This is a genomic window from Pseudogulbenkiania subflava DSM 22618, assembly GCF_900177275.1.
Taxonomy (GTDB): domain Bacteria; phylum Pseudomonadota; class Gammaproteobacteria; order Burkholderiales; family Chromobacteriaceae; genus Pseudogulbenkiania; species Pseudogulbenkiania subflava.
Genome location: NZ_FXAG01000008.1, coordinates 105117 through 122808, shown reverse-complemented (window position 1 = coordinate 122808; position 17692 = coordinate 105117). Strand labels below are relative to the sequence as shown.

Sequence of the window (17692 nt, the reverse complement as noted above, 5' to 3'; positions counted from 1 at the left end):
CTCAATTCGCTTTCACCACCGGGATATCGTCCCAGCGGGTGGTGTAACAGGGAGAAAGATGGTCTTGTTTCATGCGCCAGGGCTGCTTCGTGCCTTCGGCCAACAAGCGCACGGTGCCGCGCCCCATGCGCTGGTTGATGGCGTCCATGGCCTGCATCAGACGCGCACTCTTGGCGTCGAGCGGATCGCCGGCAAAGAGGTCGGCCTGCACCTGTCCCGCGTCGACCAGTTCGAACGCCATCACCCCGGCCTTGTGATAACGCACGCCGCGCTGCCACAAGCGTGCCACGGCCTGCTGCGCCGCGCGTGCCAACACCCGGCTATCGTTGGACGGCGGCAACAGCGCCACGGTTTCGCTGGCATCGCCCCCGCGCGCCCAGCCCGGTGCGCCGGAGCGTATCCCCACACGCAGGAAATGCGCCAGCGAACCCTGGCGGCGCAGACGCTCGGCGACCCGGCTGGCGTGCATCGCCGCCGCCTCCTGCAACTCGGCCAGCGCCGTCACCTTGCGCCCGAACGAGCGTGTCGACATCACCGAGCGGCGGGGCTCCAGCAGCGACTCCAGCGCCAGGCAGGAGACGCCGCGCAGTTCGTCGGCGATGCGCGCCGTCACCAGCCCGAAGCGCCGCTGCAGCCAGTCGCGCTCGGTTTCGGCCAACTGCCGCGCGTTGCCGATCCCCGCCAGGCGCAGTCGCTCGCCGAGACGACGGCCGATGCCCCACACCTCCTCCACCGCCACCGGCTCCAGCCGCTGCAACAGCGCCGTTACGTCGAGCGAGCCCAGGTCGAGCACCCCTTCCAGGGCCGCCTCCTGCTTGGCCAGGTGGTTGGCGAGCTTGGCCAGGGTCTTGGACGGGCCAAGGCCGACGCAGGCCGGCAGCCCGAGTCCCTGCATCAGCGCGTCGCGCAGGCGCCGCGCCAGCCTCAGCGGCTCGGCTTCGCCGCTCAGGTCGAGGAAGCACTCGTCGATCGAATAGACCTCTTGCGCCCGCGCGTAGCCGGCCAGGAGCCGCATCGCGCGGTTGGAGAGGTCGCCGTACAAGGCGTAGTTGGAGGAAAACACCGCCACCCCCTGCCGCTCCAGCTGCCCCTGGAGTGTGAAATACGGAGCCCCCATCGGCACGCCAAGCCGCTTGGCCTCGGCCGAACGCGACACCACGCAGCCGTCGTTGTTGGACAACACGACCACGGGCCGGCCAGCCAGCGCCGGGTTGAATACCCGCTCGCAGGCAGCGTAGAAATTGTTGCAATCGACTTGCGCAAAACAGGAGGTCATGGCGGAATCAGCGCGGCATGGGGCTGCGTTCATTGTACTGGCTCGCACACAAAATGCCCAACGACGCTTGACAGCCGAAATCAGCCTCTATAGAATCCGCCTCTCTCGAAAGACGCCAGCGTCAGAAGAGAAACAGCGCACCCGTAGCTCAGTTGGATAGAGTATCTGGCTACGAACCAGAGGGTCGGGCGTTCGAATCGCTCCGGGTGCGCCAGCAACGTCTCCATCGTCTAGCGGTTAGGACATCGCCCTTTCACGGCGGTAACCGGGGTTCGATTCCCCGTGGGGACGCCAACAACGCACCCGTAGCTCAGTTGGATAGAGTATCTGGCTACGAACCAGAGGGTCGGGCGTTCGAATCGCTCCGGGTGCGCCAGCTGTCTCCATCGTCTAGCGGTTAGGACATCGCCCTTTCACGGCGGTAACCGGGGTTCGATTCCCCGTGGGGACGCCAGGGTTCTTCAAAAAGCACCAGCCTCGCTGGTGCTTTTTGTTTTTCCGCTTCTGATCTTCCTTGTCTCCGCCAAACACGCCGGCACATGCCAAGCCCCGCTAACGCGACATCGCCACTCCTTCCGAGCAAGCCTCTCAGGCCATGCCCACGCCATGCTGGCTGGTCACGCCCGCCGTTCGCCCTGCTACACTGGCCGTCCTTGTCGCCAGAACAACACCGATAAAAACCGAGGGGCTCATCCATGCTTTCACTGCTCACCCGCAGAGGGGCACTGGCCTGGCTGCTGGGGGCGCTGCCGCTCGCTGCCCATGCCGGCCTCAACGGCGCCGAACTCACCGCCGCCTGGGCCCTGCCTTTCGCCGGCCTGCTGCTATCGATCGCCATCCTGCCGCTACTGACCCCGGGCCTGTGGCACCACCACTTCGGCAAGATCGCCACCGGCTGGGCACTGCTGTTCATCGTGCCGTTCGCGCTGCAGCACGGTAGCGGCGCTACCGGTCATGAACTGCTGCACACGCTGCTGCTGGAATACCTGCCGTTCATCATCCTGCTGGTGGCGCTGTTCACCGTGGCGGGCGGCATCTACCTGCGCGGCAACCTGCACGGCTCGCCGCTGGTGAACACCACGTTCCTCGGGATTGGCACTGTGCTGGCCAGCTTCACCGGCACCACCGGCGCCTCGATGCTGCTGATCCGCCCGCTGTTGCGCGCCAACGACAACCGCCGCCACAAAACCCACGTTGTGGTGTTTTTCATCTTCCTGGTCGCCAACATCGGCGGCTCGCTCACGCCACTGGGCGACCCGCCGCTGTTCCTGGGCTTCCTCAAGGGCGTCAGCTTCGGCTGGACCCTGCAGCACCAGCTGCCGCTGATGACCTTCGCCAGCGTGATCCTGCTCATGCTGTTCTACCTGCTCGACCGCCACTACTACCACAAGGAAGAAAACCTGCCGCCGCTGGCAGACCCGACCCCGGATTCGAAGCTGCGCCTGGAAGGCAGCGTCAACCTGTTGCTGCTGGGCGCGATCGTCGGCGCGGTGTTGTTATCCGGCACCTGGAAGCCGGGCATCAACTGGACGGTTGGCGGCCTGGAGGTCGAGCTGCAGAGCGTGGTGCGCGACGTGCTGCTGCTGGGGGTCGCGGCGCTGTCGCTGGCGCTGACGCCGGGTCGCTGCCGCGCCGCCAACGCCTTCAATTGGGGGCCGATGCTGGAGGTGGCCAAGCTGTTCGCCGGCATCTTCGTTACCATGATCCCGGTACTGGCGATGCTCAAGGCCGGCTCGGCCGGGGCCTTCGGCAATCTGGTGGCCATGGTCAACGACGGCAACGGCATGCCGCTCAACCCGGCCTACTTCTGGCTGACCGGCGCCCTGTCGAGCTTCCTCGACAACGCCCCGACCTATCTGGTGTTCTTCAACCTGGCCGGCGGCGATCCTGGCCAGCTGATGACCACGCTGGCACCGACGCTGACCGCAATCTCGGCCGGCGCGGTGTTCATGGGCGCCAACAGCTACATCGGCAACGCCCCCAACTTCATGGTCAAGGCCATCGCCGAGGAGCGCGGCGTGGCGATGCCGTCGTTCTTCGGCTACATCGGCTGGTCGGTTGCCATCCTGATCCCGGTGTTCCTGCTGGTGACGCTGCTGTTCTTCTGAACGCCACCGCACCAAACAAAACGGGCTGCCCAAGGGCAGCCCGCTTTTCCTTGCCGTCGCCACGGCATTACAGACGGTAGCTCGCCGAGGTCATCACCTTGGAAGTCAGTTTCATCAGGCCGCGCACCGGCAGGGGCAGCTTGGCGGCGCCGTGCTCGTGCGCCATTTCGGCGTGGCGCACTTCGTCGTCGCGCATCTGCTTGACGATGGCGCGGCTCTTTTCGTCCTGTTCCGGCAGGTCTTTCAGGTGGCCGTTCAGGTGCGCCTCGACCTGGTATTCGGTCTCTTCCAGAAAGCCCAGGTTCCACTTGTCGCCCAACAGCCCGGCGGCTACGCCGATGGCCAGCGAGCCGGTATACCACAGCGGATTGAACACGCTGGGATGGCCGCCCAGCTCGCGGATGCGGCACTCGGTCCAGGCCAGGTGCTCCACTTCCTCGAAGGCGGCATGCTTGAGCGCCTCGCGCGCGCCCTCGTTGCGTGCGGTCAGCGCCTGCCCCTGGTACAGGGCCTGGGCGCACACCTCGCCACAGTGGTTGACGCGCATCAGGCCCAGCGCGTGGCGCTTTTCCTGCTCGCTCATCTCGGCTTCGGGCATGCCGGCATCCGGGTGCGGACGGGCGCTGGCGGCCGGGGCAAACAGGGTACGCACCCCCTTGTCGAATTCGATGATCAGCTTGTCCAGCATGGTGTGGCGTCCCGCTTGTAGCAAAAAGAAGCGTTGGATTATACCTTGGCGCCCCGCAAGCGACGACGGCTTGCTGTTATAATCGCTGGATAATTCGGCAAATGTGTTCAACGCTCAACCAAAGGACCTCTCAGATGAATCTCGACCGCATCGCCCCCGGCAAGGACATGCCCAACGACATCAACGTGGTGATCGAAATCTCCGCCAACAGCGCCCCGATCAAGTACGAGTTCGACAAGGACTCCGGCGCCATCTGCGTTGACCGTTTCATGGGCACCTCGATGTTCTACCCGGCCAACTACGGTTTCGTACCGCAAACGCTGGCCGGCGACGGCGATCCGGTGGACGTGCTGGTGGTGACCCCGTTCCCGCTGCCGCCGGGCGTGCTGGTGCGCTGCCGTGCTCTGGGCATGATCAAGATGGAAGACGACGGCGGCGTGGACGCCAAGCTGGTGGCCGTGCCGGTCGAGAAACTGTGCCCGATGTACAAGTCGATCCAGCAACTGGAAGACCTGCCGGAACTGCTGCGCAACCAGATGGTGCACTTCTTCGAGCACTACAAGGACCTGGAGCCGGGCAAGTGGGTGAAGATCCAGGGCTGGGGCACGCGCGAAGATGCCACCAAGGAACTGGTGGAAGGCATCGAGCGTTACAAGCAGGAAGGCTGAGTCCTCCCCTGATGAACGACAAGCAAGCCGGCGAATCGCCGGCTTTCTTGTTTCCGCCGGCTGCTTCGGCCAACGTGTCGGCGACGCCGGCACCACAGCGCGGTCGGCAACGATACCCCCGCTAGCGCAGCCCCCCCCCCGAACCGCCCCCATCGCACGCAGCCGGCAGCGGCGCCAGGCGACACCTCACGCTTCCCGTCGCCGCGGCTAAAGTGAGACAGGATGCACTCACCGCCGCCCCCTCTCTCTCCGGCAAGAGGTAGTTATAGTGGGAGGGGCTCCGCACCAGCTCTCTGCCGCTTTCGCTGGCCCGGCCCTACGTGGATAATGGGCAACTGATCGCGAAACACGTCGAAGATGGCAAGGAGCCACAACCTGGCAGGGCACTGGGCGGGTTCATCTCGCGCCGGACGCCGACCCTCGACTTCGCGCCCTGACGTATTGAGAAGCATGCAAATCATCCCGCTCGGTAACGAGCCCTACCTCGAATGGATTCGACGCCGCCTGACGGCGCAGGGGTTCGGCTTGCCGGCTGAGCCCTTCCCCTCCCTGCCGGCTTCCCACGCTTTTGCCGCCGACGGGCAGGCGCTGCAGTACGGCGGCGTGCTGCTGGACCTGAAGCGCGCCACTCCGGATAGCTGTGCCACCCGGGAGCGAAACTGCCGGGAGCACGGGCTGGGCTACGTCGACGTGGCGGCGAACTGGCAAGCCCCCGGGGTGCAGCAAGGCTTCGCCCTGTTCGTGGGCGGCTCGGACCGGGCGCTGGACGGCGCCAGGCCGGTGCTGGATGCGCTGGCGCCCTTGCCGGGGGCCTGGCTGCACTGCGGCCCCGCCGGCAGCGGCCATTTCGTGGCAACGGTGTTCGAGGCGCTGAGCTATGCCTTCGGCTTGCTGCTGCAGGCGGGCTGGACCGCCCCCGGCGAAACGCCGCGCCCACCGGACTGGAACCATTTCTTCAGCCAGCAAAAAGAACTGGCCACCAACCTGTTGCAACTGTCCCAGCTCTACCTGGCGCAGCACCCGCCCCAGCAGGACGCACACGATCCCTGGCAATTGCTGGCACACTTTGCCCTGCCGGCCTACCAGCAAAGCCACTATGCCCTGATCCTGGCCCAACTGATCGAACTGGCACTGGGCCAAGGCCTCGCCCTGCAGGCCATCTTCGACTCCCTCAGCCAGCCGCACCCATAAAAAAACCCGCCTTACGGCGGGTTTCCAGGCGGCGGACAACGCATCCTGTCGAGACTCTAGCGGACCCGGCAAAGCCGGCCGCTCCCGATACGTTATTGAAGCCGCAGCCTTCCTGTTTACACGACAAACCCCTTCCGCTTCGCAAAAGGGGTTTGTCAACAATCAAAAAACCCGCCTTGCGGCGGGTTTTTTTGCTTCGGCTCGATGCCGGCCCGATCAGGCCTTCTTGGCAACGGCAGCGGAAGCGACCTTGGCGGACTTGGTTGCAGCCTGCACACCGGCTTCGGCCAGTTCGGTGCCGACTTTCTTGGCGGTCTGCGACACGCTTTCGAAGGCGGCGTTGGACGAGGTCACGAAGTTCTTCAGCGCGCTGACGGCAACATCGGAACCGGCCGGGGCGTTCTTGGCCAGCTTGTCGATGGTGGACAGCACGGCCTTGTTGGACTCGGCAACTTGCTCTTCGACGAAGGCGGTCAGTTCACCCTGGGTGGTCACCGCGGCGTCGTACACGCTGCGGGCAGCAACGAAGGCCTTGTCCAGGGCCGGCTGAGCCAGACCTGCCGGCAGCTCGACCAGAGCCTTCGGATCCTTGATGTCGACCAGGGTCTTGAACAGCTGGGCGTTCTCGGCCAGCACCTTGCGGCTCAGATCGAACTGCAGAGCGGCGAAACGCTCGGCGCTGCCCAGCAAGAGGGAAGACAGGCGTACAGCTTTATCGAATTGCGCCTGTCCAAGAGCGGTCAGTTCTTGAGTAGTAGTAAACATAATGACTCCTGAATAGTTGGGAAGTAACCCAGCGACAACAGCAACAAACCCTGTACCTCTGTCGCATTGTGCGATGCAGCAATTACACTTTAACCAAAGCCTGCCTTTCGGTCAACCGGTTTGTTGCATCGCACAATATTCTAAGCCCCTAATCTGTTGGGTTTTTTGCAACACTCCAGGCGGCAAAAAACCCCGGCAGCGGGGCGTGAGGGCATGACAATATCACAACACGTGGGCATTACAAATCCATGACGGCAGCACGTCGGCCAGAGCGTGCGACTTTCATTGAAAGCCCCGCCGCAAGCCAGTACACTCGCCTTCATAGAAGAAATCTATCTTTAGGCATTATTACAGCGACATGAGCCAGACGGCGAACACCTACGACATCAAATCGGCCAGCCTCGACGTGCTGGCCTTCGTACTGCGCAGCAACCAACTCGACGAGCTGACCCAGGCACTGGAAAGCCGCTTTGGCAATCGCGCCAAGCCTTCCGCCGCCGAGGCCGTGGTGCTCGACGTGGCCGCGCTTGACAACCCCGCCGATCTCGCCCTCGACCGCGTGCTGTCCCTGCTCGGTCACTACGGCTTCCGCGCCGTGGCGCTGCGCCATCCTGACCCGGCCTACGAGGAACTGGCTCATCGCTTCGGGCTGGCCCACATCGCCGGACAGGTCACCGGCGGCAAGGCGGCGGTCAGCGAACCGGCCCCGGCATCGATACCGGAAAGCCCTGCCTGCGCCCCGACGATGATCATCGACCGCCCGGTCCGGGCGGGCCAGCAGATTTATGCCAAGGGTGGCGATCTGGTGGTGCTGGCGATGGTCAGCGCCGGCGCCGAAGTGATCGCCGACGGCAACATCCACGTCTACGCCCCGCTGCGCGGCCGCGCCCTGGCCGGCGCGCGCGGCAATACCGCGGCGCGCATCTTCACGCAATGCATGGAAGCTGAACTGGTGTCGATCGCCGGCGTCTATCGAACCATCGAGCAGGCGCTGCCCGACAGCATCCGTGGCAAGCCGGCTCAAGTCTTCCTCGAGAACGAGCGCCTGGTGATCACCGCGCTCGGCGAATAACGAACACTCCATCACTGGTTAATCAAGGGAATCATCGTGGCAAAAATCATCGTCGTGACATCCGGCAAGGGCGGCGTCGGCAAGACCACCACCAGCGCCAGCTTCGCTTCCGGGCTGGCCCTGCGCGGCCACAAGACCGTGGTCATCGATTTCGACGTGGGCCTGCGCAACCTCGACCTGATCATGGGCTGCGAGCGGCGCGTGGTGTACGACCTGATCAACGTGGTCAACAACGAGGCCACGCTGAACCAGGCGCTGATCAAGGACAAGAACTGCGACAACCTGTACGTGCTGCCGGCCTCGCAGACGCGCGACAAGGATGCGCTGACTGAAGAAGGCGTGGAAAAGGTGCTGAACGACCTGGCCACGATGAACTTCGACTTCATCGTCTGCGATTCGCCGGCCGGCATCGAGAAGGGCGCACTGATGGCGCTCTACTTCGCCGACGAGGCACTGATCGTGACCAACCCGGAAGTGTCGTCGGTGCGAGACTCCGACCGCATCCTCGGCATCCTGTCGTCCAAGTCGCGTCGCGCCATCGAGGGCCGCGAACCGGTCAAGGAACACCTGCTGATCACGCGCTATTCGCCAAGCCGCGTGGAAAAGGGCGAGATGCTGTCGGTCGATGACGTCAAGGAAATCCTGCGCGTATCGCTGCTGGGGGTGATCCCGGAATCGCAGGTGGTGCTGCAGGCCTCCAACTCGGGTACGCCGGCCATCCACCTCAAGGGGACCGATGCCTCCGAGGCCTACGCCGACGTGGTATCCCGTTTCCTTGGGGAAGACCGCCCGATGCGTTTCCTCGACGTCCCGAAGGTTGGGCTCCTCAAACGACTGTTCGGAGGCTAAGCCATGTCGCTGATGGACATTTTGTTCGGCAGCAAGCGCAAGAAATCGGCCGAGGTGGCGCGTGAGCGCCTGCAGATCATCCTGGCTCACGAGCGTAACGGCCGTGCCGGTGCCCCGGACTACCTGCCGGCACTACAGCGCGAGCTGATGGAGGTGATCTCGCGCTACGTGGCGGTCAACTTGGACGACATCAAGGTCAACCTCGAGCGCCAGGACAACTTCGAGGTGCTGGAGGTCAACATCGTGTTGCCGGAGCACGAACGCTAAGCCATGACGCTGACCGAACTGCGTTACATCGTGGCGGTGGCGCGCGAGCGCCACTTCGGCCGCGCGGCCCAGAGCTGCTATGTCAGCCAGCCGACGCTGTCGATCGCCATCAAGAAGCTGGAGGACGAACTGGGCATCACCCTGTTCGAACGCGGCGGCCCCGAGGTGGCGGTGACCGATATCGGCGAGCGCGTGATCGAGCAGGCCCAGCGCGTGCTGGAAGAGGCGGAGACGGTGAAGCGGCTGGCCGGTGAACACCAGAACGAGCTGGTGGGGCCGCTCAAGTTGGGGGTGATCTTCACCATCAGCCCTTACCTGCTGCCCAAGCTGATCCCGGCGCTGCGCATCCTGGCGCCGGACATGCCGCTGATTCTCGAGGAGAACTACACGGCACGTCTGGCCGAGATGCTCAAGCGCGGCGAAGTCGACGCCATCATCGTGGCCGACCCGTTCGAGGAGCCCGGCACGGTGGCCTACCCGCTCTACGACGAACCGTTCGTGGTGGCCACGCCGAAGGGGCATCCATGGGAGAAACAGCCGGTGGTGCGCCCCAGCCAGTTGGCCGAAGAAAGCGTGCTGCTGCTCAACCAGGGCAACTGCTTCCGCGACCAGGTGCTGCAGTCGTGCAGCGAGCTCGCCAATCGCCAGCACCAGTCCGGCAGCCTGGCCAGCACGCTGCAGGGCAGTTCGCTCAACACCATCCGCCACATGGTGGCGAGCGGCATGGGGGTGACGGTGCTGCCGGCGACCTCGGTCAGCCCGGCCGACGATGCCTTGCTGTCGGTGGTGCCGTTCAGCCAGCCGGCACCGCAGCGGCGCGTGATGCTGGTGACGCGCAAGCAGTACTTCCGCCGCAAGGCGGTCACCACGCTGCAGCAGGCGGTGTTCCGCTCCGGCCTGCCGGGCGTCACCATGCTGGAAGAAGACGCGCAGCCGGCCTGAACGACGACCCGCAGAGACGAAAAAGCCTGACTGGGATAACCCGTCAGGCTTTTTGCTTTTCCATGGGGCGAGGAAGGACGCTGGCTTGCCCCCTTCCCCTGCCCTGACTTGCCTAGTTGGCCTCAGCCAGCGCGGATCAACCCAGCTAGGCGCGCGATGCCCTCTTCGATGCGTTCCGGGGTGGCATGGCTGAAGTTGAGCCGCAGGTGGCCGATGCCGGTGTCCGGATCGGCGTAGAACGCCTCGCCCGGCATGAAGGCGACGTTGTGCTGTTCCAGTGCCGGCTTGAGGAAGGTGCGAGTGTCACGCTTGTTCTTCAACGTCAGCCAGAAGAACAAGCCCCCTTGCGGCACCTGCCAGTCGGCCAGATCGGAGAAATGGCGCTCCAGTGCGGCTTGCATCGCATCACGGCCGACCTTGTAGTTCTGCTGCAGACGATTGAGGTGGGCGGGGTAATCGCCGCTCTTCAGCCACTGTGCGATGAACCACTGGCCCAGACGGTTGGAGTGCAGATCGACCGCCTGCTTCAGCTTGAGCAGATGCGGCATCAGTTCCTTGGACGCGATCAGGTAGCCGATGCGCAGGCCCGGCGCCAGGGTCTTGGAGAACGAGCCGCAGTAGATCCACGGCGCACTCTTCAGGTGCGTCACCAGCGGGGCCGGCGCATCGCCGTCATAGGACAGCGCGCGGTAGGGATCATCCTCGATCACCGGCAGGTGGGCCTCGTCCAGCACGCGCGCCAGCGCCTGGCGCGTCTCGACGCTATAGCAGGCACCAGACGGGTTCTGGAAGGTCGGGATCAGGTAGGCGAGCTTGGCCTTGCTGTCGGCGATGGCGGCCTGCAGCGTGGCGGCAGGGAGCTGGCCGTCCTGCTGCTCCACGGTGTGGAAGGCGGCGCCGAACAGGCGGAACACCTGCAGCGCGGCGAGGTAGGTCGGCCCTTCGGTGATCACCGGGGTACCCGGATCGACGAACAGTTTGGCGGCGAGATCGAGTGCCTGCTGCGAGCCGGACAGCACCAGCACCTGCGATGCGTCGCAGCTCAGGCCGATGCGCGCCACGTCCTTGGCAATCTGTTCGCGCAGCTCCGGCTCGCCCTCGCTGGTGCCGTATTGGGCCAGCGCCGGCGGCACGTCGGGGAAGTCCAGCGGCGGCAGGCAGGTGGATGCCGGCAGGCCGCCGGCGAAGGAAATGACCTCGGGGCGCTGGGCGGCGGCGAGGATTTCGCGGATCAGCGAGCCGCTGAGTCGTTCGATGCGTTCTGAAAACATGCTACCCTCGTAGTGGCTGGACTTATAAATGTCAATTTTTTTGACCCAATTTACGCCTGCACCAGGCCCTCGTCAACATGCCCGACACGCCCGTTTCTTCCGACCTGCGCGCCTCGATGGAGGCCTTCTTCCACGCCTACATGGCGTTCACCGCCAAACCCGACGAGATGCTGGCCCGCCGCGGCCTGGCGCGGGTGCACCACCGCATCCTGTTCTTCGTGGCGCACACGCCGGGACTGAGCGTGAAGGCGCTGCTGGCGGCGCTGGGGGTGACCAAGCAGGCGATCAACATCCCGCTGCGCCAGCTGATGGAGATGGGACTGGTAGAAGCGCGTGCCGCGGAGCACGACAAGCGGGTGAAGGAGCTGACGTTGACGATCGAGGGGCGCAAGCTGGAGGAGTCGCTGCACCGCGAGCAGGCGAAGCTGCTGCTGGCGGCGTTTGCCGGCGCCGGCAAGGATGCCCACCAGGGCTGGCTCGACGTCAACCTGCGCCTGGCGAGTCACGCCAAGTAGCACACGCCGCGTCGCGCGGCGGCAGCGGCCGGGTGCTACGCCCTAGGCGGCAAGCCGGCCTGACGGTCGGCCGCGTAGGGCGCAGCACCGATGGCCTTTGTCAGGCACGCGAGCGGCGCACCTGCCCCCGGATCATCGTCAGCACCATGTGGCGGCGATAACACAGCAGGTAGGCGACGTGCAGCCCCGCCAGCAGCAGGGTGAGGTTGGCCGAAGCCTCGTGCACCTCTTTGGCGCTATCGCTCGTCTCGCCCTCCGTCCCCTCCGCACCGTCCATCGCGGCATCCGCCGTTGCCACGGCGGGCAGCCCCAGCACCCGGGCGTTGTCGACCATCATCAGGCCCGATCCCCCGGTCAGCACGGCACCACTCAGCAGCAGCACCGTCAAGAGCTTGCCCAGCAACGGCACACCCCGCGCCTGCCACTGGCCGGCGCTCGGCAGCAACGGCGGGAAGCCACGGAGTTTAGCGAGGTGGGCCAGCAAGCGCAGCAACAGTACCGCAATCAGGCCGTACCCCAGCCAGACGTGCAGCAAACCGCCGTCGTCGCCGCTCAGGTAGCCGAACAGGAAGAAGGCCGCGACCAGCCAGTGCAACAAGCGCAAACGATTGAAGGGACTCATGATGCTTCTCCGCCATGTGACCCTGATACGCTAAGGCGGGACGCTTAAGTCGACATTAACCATTGAATCGACAGGGTTTTAAGCACGGCTTAATACCCCGCTCCTAGGCTGGGGACATCTTCCTGCTTGCCGGAGTCTGCCCATGTCCCGTCTCTTCCTGCTGTTGCTGGCCGCCAGCCTCGCCCCCCCTGGCCCAGGCCGCCTCTTCTCCCGCCGAACTGCTGCAGGGCTACGCCGCGGAAGCACGCCAGGGTTCAGCGGCTTTTCCGCCGAACGCGGCAAGGAACTCTACTACCGCCGCAACACCAAGGATGGCAAGGCGATCAGCTGCGCCAGCTGCCACTCGGACGACCCGCGCCGCAGCGGCATGACGCCGAGCTTCCGCAAGATCGGGCCGATGGCCAGCGCGGTCAATCCGGAGCGCTTCCGCGACCCGGCCAAGGTGGAGAAATGGTTCCGCCGCAACTGCGACGACGTGCTGTCGCGCGCCTGCACCCCACTGGAAAAGGGCGACTTCCTCACCTTCCTGACTACCCTGCGCTAGGAGACGAACATGCGCTATCTCGCTTCCCTCATTGCCGCTTCCCTGCTGCTGGCCGGCACCAGCCACGCCGAAGAACATGAAGGACGCCGTCTGGCCATGCCGGCCAAGGTCAGTGCGGCGTGGAAAACCGAGTGCGGCAGCTGCCATATGGCCTACCCGCCGGGCTTGCTGCCCGGCCGCTCGTGGAATGCCCTGATGGACAATCTGTCGCACCATTTCGGCAGCAACGCCTCGCTCGACAAGGGCACCGAGGCGGAAATCCGCCAGTTTCTGCTGTACGCCTCGAGCGACCGCGACACCCGGCCGGCCAAGGCCGCGCCGGGCGAGCGCATCGTCACCCGCATCACCGACACCGCGCGCTTTGCCGACTGGCACGAGGAGGTGCGCGCGGACGTGTTCCGGCGCCAATCGGTGGGCAGCGCGGCCAACTGCATGGCGTGCCATCGCGGTGCGGAACAGGGCAACTTCGACGAGCATCAGGTGCGCATTCCGCGCTGAAACCGGGCTCGCCGCAGACAGCCATGCGCCCGGGGAGCGTATGGCTGTTTTTTTGCGGTATCCTCCTGCCAACGACATACCCGTGGGTTTAGCTATCTCTCATGCACTATCAGGAATCTCATGAAGCCGGCGATGCCGGTGCCCGCAACCAGGCCGTCCAGCGCAGCACCTGGGTCAGCGTGGGTGTCAACCTGCTGCTGACGCTGGCCCAACTGGTGGCCGGCCTGTTCGCCCATTCCTCGGCGCTGGTGGCCGACGCCATGCACTCGCTGTCCGATCTGCTGGCGGATTTCGTGGTGCTGCTCGCCAACCACCACAGCGCCAAGCCGGAGGACGAGGACCATCACTACGGCCACCGCCGCTACGAGAACGCCGCCTCGCTGGTGCTGGGCGTGCTGCTGCTGGCGGTGGGCCTCGGCATGCTGTGGAACGCCGCCAGCAAGTTCCTCGACCCCCAGGCCCTGCCGCAGGTCAAGCCGCTGGCGCTGTACGTGGCGCTGGGCAGCCTGTTGGCCAAGGAACTGCTGTTCCGTTACATGCTGGCGATCGCCAAGCGCGTCGGCTCCAGCCTGCTCATCGCCAACGCCTGGCACGCCCGCTCCGATGCCGCCTCGTCGCTGGTGGTGGCGGTGGGGATCATCGGCAACATGGCGGGCTGGACCTTCCTCGACCCGCTGGCGGCGGCGCTGGTGGGCTTCATGATCAGCCGTACCGGCTGGGAGTTCAGCAGCCAGGCGTTCGGCGATCTCACCGACCGCGCGGTGTCGGCCGAGGAGCAGCAGGCGATCCGCGCCGAGATCGCCGCCGTGCCGGGGGTGGTGGAGGTTCACGACATGCGCATGCGGCGCATGGGCGACCTGGCCTTGGTGGACGTGCACATCGTGGTGCCGCCCAGCATCAGCGTCTCGGAAGGGCACCAGATCGCGGCGCTGGCGCGCCAGCGCGTGCTGGCGGCGCACCCGGTGCTCAACGTCACGGTGCATGTCGATTCCGACCTGAGCCACGCCCCGGTACGGTATGAGCTGCCGATGCGCCCGGAGCTGGAAGCGCGCCTGAACCGCGCCCTGGGGCGCCCGCTGCTCGACAGCGAGACACTGCAATTGCACTACGCGCCGGACGGCATCCACGCCGTGCTGCTGCTGCCGGCCGCCGACAGCGCGGCCCTGCCAGCCTTGCAGGCGGCCCTGGCGGCGGAGGCGGACATCGTCGCCACCCGCGTCTACCTGCGTCCAGCCGCCTGAACCGAGCCGTAAAAGCGCTTCGGCCAACCTGACAAGGTTGGCCGAAGCAGTGGGACGGGGCTGCCCGCGCTCAGTCGATGCGCTCGTAGCGCACTTCCAGAACCTCGATGGTTTCCTCCCCGTCCGGGCCGCGAAACACCACCTCGTCGCCTTCGCGCGCCTTGATCAGGCAGCGCGCGATGGGCGAAATCCAGCTGATGTGGCCGCGCGGCAGATCGATTTCGTCGACGCCGACGATACGCAGCCGTTGCTCCGAACCATCGCCACGCAGGATCAGCACGGTGGCGCTGAAGAAGACCTGGTCGGTCGCCTCGCGCGTTTCCGGGTCCACCACTTCGGCGATTTCCAGCCGCTTGGTGAGAAAGCGGATGCGCCGGTCGATCTCGCGCAAGCGGCGCTTGCCGTAGAGATAATCGCCGTTCTCCGAGCGGTCGCCGTTGCTGGCGGCCCAGTTCACCACGTTGACCATCTCCGGCCGCTCGCGGTGCACCAGGTGGTACAGCTCGTTCTTCAGCCGCTGCCAGCCTTGCGGCGTCAGGTAGTTCTTGGTCGCCGCCGGCAGACGCTGCTCTGGCGGCAGATCGTCATCGTGCTCGCCGTCGTCTTCCTTGGTAAACGCCTTGCTCATGCCGTGGGGTCTTTCCTGATTCGATGGGCGCAACGGAGGCAATAAAAAACCTCCAACACCCAACGATAGGGCCTTGGAGGCGGGCTTTCAAGTCACGGCAGGGACTAATTGACGAAATCGGAGCGGGAGGGAGAAATCGTCACGAGCAGCCCCAGGCCGGTCAGAGAAGCACAGCCGTACAAATGGTACGGCGAGCATCGCAGGGCCGGGATGGGGTTGCGCAGCCGATTTATGCCCCCGCTCTCAGCGGGATTTGGCGCGGCCGGTGACCGTCAGGTCCGACCACTTCATCACCGCCGCCACTTCGGCCGAGTTGAGCTCGTAGAACTGGCCGCGCTTGAGACGGGCCGGCAGGCCGATGTTGCCGAAGCGCACGCGGATCAGGCGGCTCACGGTGAGGTCGAAGTGTTCGAACATGCGGCGCACTTCGCGGTTGCGGCCTTCCTTGATCACCACGCGGTACCAGTGGTTGACCCCCTCGCCGCCCTGCTCGACGATGCGCTGGAAATGCGCCGGACCGTCTTCCAGCTCGACGCCGCGCGTCATTTCCTTCATCTGCTCCGGCTCGAGCTGACCCAGCACGCGCACCGCGTACTCGCGCTCGGCTTCGAAGCTCGGGTGCATCAGGCGGTTGGCCAGTTCACCGCTGGTGGTGACGATCAACAGGCCGCTGGTATTGACGTCCAAGCGCCCCACCGCCACCCAGCGGCTGCTCTTGGCCTGCGGCAGGCGGTCGAAGATGGTGACGCGGCCTTCCGGATCGTCGCGGGTGACCAGTTCGCCTTCCTGCTTGTGATAGAGGATCACGCGCGGCAGGCGGTCCGGCCATTTCAGGCGGATCGGGTTGCCCTTGGCGGTGACGCGGTCCTGCGGGCCGACGCGGTCGCCCAGCGTGGCCTTCTTGCCGTTGACCAGGATCAGCCCGGCCTCGATCCACTCTTCCATCTCGCGGCGCGAGCCGACGCCGGACGCGGCCAGCGCCTTCTGCAGGCGTACCGGCTCGATCTGCTCCATGTCGACGCGGGTGTCGCGCAGACGCTGGGCGCGGTCGAGAATCTGCTGGTTGGGATCGCGCACGCGCAGCTTCTTGGCGCGCTCGACCTTGGGCGCGCGCTTGTCCTGCGGACGGGACGTCGGCTGACGCTCGTCGTTCCAGTCGCGGAAATCGCGGCGCGGCTCGCCCTGGCTGCCCTGCCCCATGACCGGCTGACGCTCGTCGCGGCCGGCGTTACGGTCGCGCTGGCCGAAGCCCGGCTTACCCTGCTGGCCCGGACCACCGCGGCCGAAGGACGGCTGACGCTCATCGCGACCGGCGTTGCGATCGCGCGGGCCGAAGCCTTGCTTGCCTTCCTGGCGTTCGTCGCGGCCGAAGCCCTGCTGGCCGCGCTCGTCGCGACGGCCGAACGGCGCCTGGCCCGGCGGCGTGCGGTCACGTTGGCCGAAGCCCGGTTTGCTGCGACCCTGACCCTCCCGGGCTTGGGGCGCCTTGCCGGATGCCGGAGCACCGACTGCTTTGATCAGCGAAGAGCCTCCCGGCTTGCCGCTTCTCGATTGGCCGAAACCGCCACGATCCGGCGCCGGCTGGCGCGGTTGCGAGGTTTCACGGCCTTTGACACGCGCCACCGGCTGGCGGGCGTGATTACGCTGTCCTTTAGACATCATCGTTCCTGTTCAATTACGTTGTCCGCCTCGTCGTCGAGGGGCACCGCGTCGGTTTCTCCGACGCTTTCAGGCTGGACTTCCGGCAACACCAGCGTGCCGAGATCGGCCAGCGGCGGCAGATCGCGCAACGACACCAGTCCCAGATCATCGAGGAACTTGTGCGTGGTGGCGTAGAGCCCCGGCCGGCCGGGCACGTCCTTGTGCCCGATCACTTCCACCCAGCCACGTTCCAGCAGCGTCTGCATCACGCTGGTGGACACCGAGACGCCGCGGATGGCTTCGATGTCGCCACGCGTCACCGGCTGGCGGTAGGCGACGATGGCCAGCGTTTCCATCACCGCGCGCGAGTAGCGCGGCGGCTTTTCCGGGGTGAGCCGCGCCAGGTACGGCGTGAACTCGGCCCGGGCACGGAAGCGCCAGCCGGAAGCGAGCTTGACCAGCTCGATCCCGCGTCCCCGCCAATCCTGCTGGATCTCCGCCAGGAGATCGTTGATCAGTGCCGCCTTGACGTCTTCGGTGAAGAGCTTTTTCAGCGCCGACACCGAAAGCGCTTCGGCCGACGTCAACAACGCCGTCTCGAGCACGATCTTCAGGTACTTCAGGTCGGTAATGGTGGACATGAATCAGTGTAGTCCAGAGGGTAAAACGCGGGAAGATGCGGATTTTACACGGTTTTTTGTCAAAAAGATAACCGCTATGACAATGCTTTCGGCTACGAGCCCATTCCAGCCGGCGAGCGAGCCAAGGCCGGCGGAGGGCTGCCAGCGCACAGGAACCGGAATGGTCACGCAGTACATGAGGATTCCGCATCGCTGAGCGACGCTTATTTGAAGAGTCGCGCGCAGTCCACCAGCACTCAAGATGCAAGACGCAGCCGCCTGATGG

General features: G+C 65.4%; 19 protein-coding genes and 4 tRNA genes. 15 read left to right on the top strand and 8 right to left on the bottom strand.

The genetic code is table 11. From position 1 onward, the window contains the following. Window position 1: 1 nt before the first annotated feature. Window positions 2-1276 (bottom strand): Y-family DNA polymerase, encoded by a 1275-nt coding sequence (locus B9N72_RS09430; protein WP_234985933.1) that lies wholly within the window; start codon window positions 1274-1276, stop codon window positions 2-4. Window positions 1277-1413: 137 nt separating this feature from the next. On the opposite strand from B9N72_RS09430, the gene B9N72_RS09425 reads away from it, so the two are divergent. From B9N72_RS09425 to B9N72_RS09405, 5 genes are all read left to right on the top strand, one after another. After that, window positions 1414-1490 (top strand) — tRNA-Arg (locus B9N72_RS09425). A 5-nt stretch (window positions 1491-1495) separates the two neighbouring features. Further along, window positions 1496-1570: transfer RNA gene (locus B9N72_RS09420), tRNA-Glu, on the top strand. 5 nt (window positions 1571-1575) lie between these two features. Then, window positions 1576-1652 (top strand) — tRNA-Arg (locus B9N72_RS09415). 3 nt (window positions 1653-1655) lie between these two features. Further along, window positions 1656-1730 (top strand) — tRNA-Glu (locus B9N72_RS09410). Window positions 1731-1971: 241 nt separating this feature from the next. Beyond that, complete coding sequence (locus B9N72_RS09405) at window positions 1972-3384, top strand: sodium:proton antiporter (RefSeq protein ID WP_085276148.1); 1413 nt, start codon at window positions 1972-1974, stop codon at window positions 3382-3384. A gap of 67 nt (window positions 3385-3451) precedes the next feature. Here the strand turns inward: B9N72_RS09405 and coq7 are convergent, their stop codons facing one another. Then, window positions 3452-4072, bottom strand: coding sequence for a 2-polyprenyl-3-methyl-6-methoxy-1,4-benzoquinone monooxygenase (gene coq7, locus B9N72_RS09400; protein WP_085276147.1), 621 nt, complete (start codon window positions 4070-4072; stop codon window positions 3452-3454). A gap of 134 nt (window positions 4073-4206) precedes the next feature. Here coq7 and ppa point away from each other — a divergent pair, with 134 nt between their 5' ends. Then, complete coding sequence (gene ppa / locus B9N72_RS09395; protein WP_085276146.1) at window positions 4207-4740, top strand: inorganic diphosphatase; 534 nt, start codon at window positions 4207-4209, stop codon at window positions 4738-4740. Between the two features lie 450 nt (window positions 4741-5190). After that, the gene (locus B9N72_RS09390) at window positions 5191-5931 is read left to right on the top strand and encodes a 6-phosphogluconate dehydrogenase (protein ID WP_085276145.1); all 741 of its coding nucleotides are present in this window, start codon (window positions 5191-5193) and stop codon (window positions 5929-5931) included. A gap of 216 nt (window positions 5932-6147) precedes the next feature. On the opposite strand, the gene B9N72_RS09385 is transcribed toward B9N72_RS09390, so the two are convergent. Beyond that, the gene (locus B9N72_RS09385) at window positions 6148-6696 is read right to left on the bottom strand and encodes a phasin family protein (RefSeq protein WP_085276144.1); all 549 of its coding nucleotides are present in this window, start codon (window positions 6694-6696) and stop codon (window positions 6148-6150) included. A gap of 358 nt (window positions 6697-7054) precedes the next feature. Here B9N72_RS09385 and minC point away from each other — a divergent pair, with 358 nt between their 5' ends. From minC to B9N72_RS09365, 4 genes are read left to right on the top strand one after another with little or no spacing between them, the layout of a single operon-like run. Continuing rightward, entirely contained in the window at window positions 7055-7768 is a 714-nt protein-coding gene (minC, locus tag B9N72_RS09380; RefSeq protein ID WP_085276143.1) for a septum site-determining protein MinC, read from the top strand. Between the two features lie 21 nt (window positions 7769-7789). Next, window positions 7790-8617 carry a septum site-determining protein MinD gene (minD, locus tag B9N72_RS09375; protein ID WP_327078289.1) on the top strand — a complete coding sequence of 276 codons (828 nt, stop codon included), beginning with the start codon at window positions 7790-7792 and terminating at the stop codon, window positions 8615-8617. A gap of 3 nt (window positions 8618-8620) precedes the next feature. Further along, entirely contained in the window at window positions 8621-8884 is a 264-nt protein-coding gene (minE, locus tag B9N72_RS09370; protein WP_008954950.1) for a cell division topological specificity factor MinE, read from the top strand. 3 nt (window positions 8885-8887) lie between these two features. Then, window positions 8888-9826 (top strand): hydrogen peroxide-inducible genes activator, encoded by a 939-nt coding sequence (locus tag B9N72_RS09365; protein ID WP_085276141.1) that lies wholly within the window; start codon window positions 8888-8890, stop codon window positions 9824-9826. Window positions 9827-9948: 122 nt separating this feature from the next. Here the strand turns inward: B9N72_RS09365 and B9N72_RS09360 are convergent, their stop codons facing one another. Then, window positions 9949-11097, bottom strand: coding sequence for an aminotransferase-like domain-containing protein (locus B9N72_RS09360; RefSeq protein WP_085276140.1), 1149 nt, complete (start codon window positions 11095-11097; stop codon window positions 9949-9951). A 77-nt stretch (window positions 11098-11174) separates the two neighbouring features. Between B9N72_RS09360 and B9N72_RS09355 the strand changes: the two genes are divergently transcribed. Beyond that, complete coding sequence (locus B9N72_RS09355; RefSeq protein WP_085276139.1) at window positions 11175-11612, top strand: MarR family winged helix-turn-helix transcriptional regulator; 438 nt, start codon at window positions 11175-11177, stop codon at window positions 11610-11612. Window positions 11613-11712: 100 nt separating this feature from the next. Here the strand turns inward: B9N72_RS09355 and B9N72_RS09350 are convergent, their stop codons facing one another. Then, window positions 11713-12234: a cytochrome b/b6 domain-containing protein gene (locus B9N72_RS09350; protein ID WP_085276138.1), complete on the bottom strand. Its 522-nt coding sequence runs from the start codon at window positions 12232-12234 to the stop codon at window positions 11713-11715. 142 nt (window positions 12235-12376) lie between these two features. On the opposite strand from B9N72_RS09350, the gene B9N72_RS09345 reads away from it, so the two are divergent. From B9N72_RS09345 to B9N72_RS09335, 3 genes are all read left to right on the top strand, one after another. After that, the gene (locus B9N72_RS09345) at window positions 12377-12778 is read left to right on the top strand and encodes a DUF1924 domain-containing protein (RefSeq protein ID WP_234985932.1); all 402 of its coding nucleotides are present in this window, start codon (window positions 12377-12379) and stop codon (window positions 12776-12778) included. Between the two features lie 9 nt (window positions 12779-12787). After that, window positions 12788-13276: a diheme cytochrome c gene (locus B9N72_RS09340; RefSeq protein ID WP_085276137.1), complete on the top strand. Its 489-nt coding sequence runs from the start codon at window positions 12788-12790 to the stop codon at window positions 13274-13276. A 101-nt stretch (window positions 13277-13377) separates the two neighbouring features. Beyond that, window positions 13378-14517 (top strand): cation diffusion facilitator family transporter, encoded by a 1140-nt coding sequence (locus tag B9N72_RS09335; protein WP_085276136.1) that lies wholly within the window; start codon window positions 13378-13380, stop codon window positions 14515-14517. Window positions 14518-14587: 70 nt separating this feature from the next. Here B9N72_RS09335 and greB read toward each other — a convergent pair whose 3' ends face one another. From greB to scpB, 3 genes are all read right to left on the bottom strand, one after another. Further along, window positions 14588-15145: a transcription elongation factor GreB gene (gene greB, locus B9N72_RS09330; protein WP_085276135.1), complete on the bottom strand. Its 558-nt coding sequence runs from the start codon at window positions 15143-15145 to the stop codon at window positions 14588-14590. Window positions 15146-15388: 243 nt separating this feature from the next. Further along, window positions 15389-16345, bottom strand: coding sequence for a 23S rRNA pseudouridine(2605) synthase RluB (gene rluB / locus B9N72_RS09325; protein WP_234985938.1), 957 nt, complete (start codon window positions 16343-16345; stop codon window positions 15389-15391). 458 nt (window positions 16346-16803) lie between these two features. After that, window positions 16804-17427 (bottom strand): SMC-Scp complex subunit ScpB, encoded by a 624-nt coding sequence (gene scpB / locus B9N72_RS09320; RefSeq protein ID WP_085276133.1) that lies wholly within the window; start codon window positions 17425-17427, stop codon window positions 16804-16806. Between the last annotated feature and the right edge of the window lie 265 nt (window positions 17428-17692).

Bases quoted from the DNA above. Each gene is read 5' to 3' on its own strand.
- minC (WP_085276143.1), top strand. From the start codon at position 7,055: ATGAGCCAGACGGCGAACACCTACGACATCAAATCGGCCAGCCTCGAC.
- rluB (WP_234985938.1), bottom strand. From the start codon at position 16,345: ATGGGGCAGGGCAGCCAGGGCGAGCCGCGCCGCGATTTCCGCGACTGG.
- B9N72_RS09390 (WP_085276145.1), top strand. From the start codon at position 5,191: ATGCAAATCATCCCGCTCGGTAACGAGCCCTACCTCGAATGGATTCGA.
- B9N72_RS09385 (WP_085276144.1), bottom strand. From the start codon at position 6,696: ATGTTTACTACTACTCAAGAACTGACCGCTCTTGGACAGGCGCAATTC.
- minE (WP_008954950.1), top strand. From the start codon at position 8,621: ATGTCGCTGATGGACATTTTGTTCGGCAGCAAGCGCAAGAAATCGGCC.
- coq7 (WP_085276147.1), bottom strand. From the start codon at position 4,072: ATGCTGGACAAGCTGATCATCGAATTCGACAAGGGGGTGCGTACCCTG.
- B9N72_RS09365 (WP_085276141.1), top strand. From the start codon at position 8,888: ATGACGCTGACCGAACTGCGTTACATCGTGGCGGTGGCGCGCGAGCGC.
- B9N72_RS09350 (WP_085276138.1), bottom strand. From the start codon at position 12,234: ATGAGTCCCTTCAATCGTTTGCGCTTGTTGCACTGGCTGGTCGCGGCC.
- ppa (WP_085276146.1), top strand. From the start codon at position 4,207: ATGAATCTCGACCGCATCGCCCCCGGCAAGGACATGCCCAACGACATC.
- B9N72_RS09355 (WP_085276139.1), top strand. From the start codon at position 11,175: ATGCCCGACACGCCCGTTTCTTCCGACCTGCGCGCCTCGATGGAGGCC.
- B9N72_RS09430 (WP_234985933.1), bottom strand. From the start codon at position 1,276: ATGACCTCCTGTTTTGCGCAAGTCGATTGCAACAATTTCTACGCTGCC.
- B9N72_RS09340 (WP_085276137.1), top strand. From the start codon at position 12,788: ATGCGCTATCTCGCTTCCCTCATTGCCGCTTCCCTGCTGCTGGCCGGC.
- greB (WP_085276135.1), bottom strand. From the start codon at position 15,145: ATGAGCAAGGCGTTTACCAAGGAAGACGACGGCGAGCACGATGACGAT.
- B9N72_RS09405 (WP_085276148.1), top strand. From the start codon at position 1,972: ATGCTTTCACTGCTCACCCGCAGAGGGGCACTGGCCTGGCTGCTGGGG.
- B9N72_RS09345 (WP_234985932.1), top strand. From the start codon at position 12,377: ATGTCCCGTCTCTTCCTGCTGTTGCTGGCCGCCAGCCTCGCCCCCCCT.
- B9N72_RS09360 (WP_085276140.1), bottom strand. From the start codon at position 11,097: ATGTTTTCAGAACGCATCGAACGACTCAGCGGCTCGCTGATCCGCGAA.
- B9N72_RS09335 (WP_085276136.1), top strand. From the start codon at position 13,378: ATGCACTATCAGGAATCTCATGAAGCCGGCGATGCCGGTGCCCGCAAC.
- scpB (WP_085276133.1), bottom strand. From the start codon at position 17,427: ATGTCCACCATTACCGACCTGAAGTACCTGAAGATCGTGCTCGAGACG.